The organism is Methylobacterium sp. WL120, from assembly GCF_008039465.1.
Classification (GTDB): Bacteria; Pseudomonadota; Alphaproteobacteria; order Rhizobiales; family Beijerinckiaceae; genus Methylobacterium; species Methylobacterium cerastii.
The window spans coordinates 1-2,156 of the sequence record NZ_VRUT01000307.1 but is presented as its reverse complement, the minus strand read 5'-3'; the positions used below and the strand labels follow the sequence as shown (position 1 = coordinate 2,156).

2 protein-coding genes and 1 pseudogene are annotated in these 2,156 nt (G+C 72.9%); 1 reads left to right on the top strand and 2 read right to left on the bottom strand.

Annotated features, from left to right (window positions below; genetic code table 11):
* Positions 1-94 precede the first annotated feature (94 nt).
* On the bottom strand, positions 95-1,372 hold the full coding sequence (locus FV229_RS26590) for an MATE family efflux transporter (protein WP_147754780.1): 1,278 nt from the start codon (positions 1,370-1,372) through the stop codon (positions 95-97).
* A 77-nt stretch (positions 1,373-1,449) separates the two neighbouring features.
* Positions 1,450-1,791 (bottom strand): DUF6460 domain-containing protein, encoded by a 342-nt coding sequence (locus tag FV229_RS26585; protein WP_147754779.1) that lies wholly within the window; start codon positions 1,789-1,791, stop codon positions 1,450-1,452.
* A gap of 232 nt (positions 1,792-2,023) precedes the next feature.
* Here FV229_RS26585 and FV229_RS28335 point away from each other — a divergent pair.
* Positions 2,024-2,156, top strand: a pseudogene (locus tag FV229_RS28335) (alpha/beta hydrolase); the annotation flags it as partial.

Sequence of the window (2,156 nt, the reverse complement as noted above, 5' to 3'; positions counted from 1 at the left end):
GGCGTTCAGCGCCGGGTCGAGGCGCTGCCGCCGGCCCCCGCCGCGCCGACCACGTGGAAGGACCCGCGCTGAGGCGGTAAGCTCAGACGCAGTTTCAGGCGCGGTCGGGCGAAAACGTCCGCCGGGCGAGGCCCGGATAGGCCAGGGCCTGCCCGATGCCGCGCGCGCCGAGGAAGCTCAGGAAGGCCAGCCACAGGCCGGCATTGCCGAGCTGCAGCCCCTGGACGAGGACCAGGGTGGCGCAATAGGCGGCGAGCGCGGCCAGCATCAGGTTGCGCATCGCCCGCGTCCAGGTCGCGCCGATGTAGATGCCGTCGTAGGCGAAGGGCAGCGCCGCGACGAAGGGGGCGGCCGCCGCCAGCGGCAGGTAGCGCCGCGCCACCGCGCGCACCGGCTCGCTCGTGGTGACGAAGTCGATGAAGGCGTGGCCGCCGACCAGCGCCAGCAGACTCACGCCGAGGCCGAAGCCGAGGCACCAGCCCAGCGACAGCGCCGACGCCTTGCGGAACCCGCCGGCGTCGCGCCCGCCCACCGCCTGCCCGCACAGGGCCTCGGCGGCCGTGGCGAAGCCGTCGAGGAAGAACCCGCCGATCAGAAAGAGATTCCACAACACCGCGTTGGCCGCGAGCACCGCGTCGCCCTGGCGTGCGCCGAGCGCCGAGAACAGCACGATGCCCGACACGAGCGCCAGCGTCCGCACGATCACGTCGCCGTTGACCGCGAGCGTCCGCTTCAGGGTGACGGGGTCTCGGATCTCGGACCACGGTACCCGCCAGGGCTTCGAGCCGAGGCGCACCAGGATCACGAGGCCAAGAGCCAGGCCGGCGGCTTCCGCGATCACCGTGGCGAGGGCGGCGCCGGCCAGGCTCAGGTCGAGGCCGAGCACCAGGGCCAGCGTCAGGCCGATGTTGACGACGTTGATCGCCATCTGCAGCAGCAGGCCGAGATCGGTGCGGCCGCGCCCGAGCACCGAGCCGAGCACGGCGTAGTTCGCGAGCGTGAACGGCGCCGAGAGGATGCGGATGTGGACGTAGGTGGCGAGCCCGGCGATCACCGCGGGGCTCGCGCCGGTGATCCGGAAGGCCGCCGCCGCGATCGGCCCCTGCAGGACGACGAGGACGATCCCCGCGACGAGCCCGGCCGCGAGGGCGCGCGCCAGCGTCCGGTCGACCTCCGCGGCGTCGCGCGCGCCGACCGCCTGCGCGGTGAGGCCGGCGGTCGCCATCCGCAGCGCGCCGAACGACCAGAACAACGCGTCGAAGATGACGGCGCCGAGCGCGATCGCCCCGAGCAGGGCGGCGTCGCCCAACCGCCCGATCACCGTGGCGCCGACGAAGCCCAGCATCGGCGTCGTGACGTTGGCGATGGTCATCGGCAGGGCGAGCGCGAGGACGCGCCGCCCGGTGATGGGAAGGGGTGGGGTCACGCGGGCTCCCGATCGCGGCGGGGCTACCGCGAGACCGCGAACAGACGCGAGATCAGCCAGAGCGGGACCACCACGATGGCACCGGCCAGGATCCACCCGCCGAAATCGTGGAACGTGGCGAGGCCGAGGTCGACGAGCGCGCGGGCCGAGTCGTAGACCTGCCAGAACAGGCGCGCGGGCGTGAGCCCGAGCATCGCCATGAAGGCGCCGACGAGCACCGACAGGAACAGCAGCCGCAGGAACACCGCGGCCGGCGACCCGCCGAGGAAGCGGCGCAAAGCCGAGGCGCGATAACCCGGCGCCTCGCGGTAGGACGCACCCGTATGGTTCTGACCCTGGCGGCGGGGGTCGTGCTCGACGATCATCGACATTCCTCGGAGGACGACGCCCTTCCAACCGCCCGAAGCCGGCGGAACCGTGACGGATGCACCACACCGGCGGCGAAACCGGATGGTGGTTCGGGCGTTAGGCGGTTTCGCTGCCCGGGACGAGATGGCAATGCGGCCCCGGCGCGCCAAGATGCGCGCGGGATTCGCCGACGCCCTCCGCCCGCGCGCCGCGTTGCCCCAAGAGACGCGTAAAGAGACGAAACGCCCCATGATCGACCACGCCTTGTTCGACCCGGCGACGATCGATCCGGAGACCAAGCGGCTCAACGCCGAGATCGTCGCCGCGCACGCGGCGCAGGCCGACCCGTGGTCGCTGCCGATCGCCGAGGTGCGCGCCCGGC

What these genes read in the sequence shown, in the direction of transcription:
- FV229_RS26590 (WP_147754780.1), bottom strand. Translation starts at nt 1,372, where the DNA reads ATGACCATCGCCAACGTCACGACGCCGATGCTGGGCTTCGTCGGCGCC.
- FV229_RS26585 (WP_147754779.1), bottom strand. Translation starts at nt 1,791, where the DNA reads ATGATCGTCGAGCACGACCCCCGCCGCCAGGGTCAGAACCATACGGGT.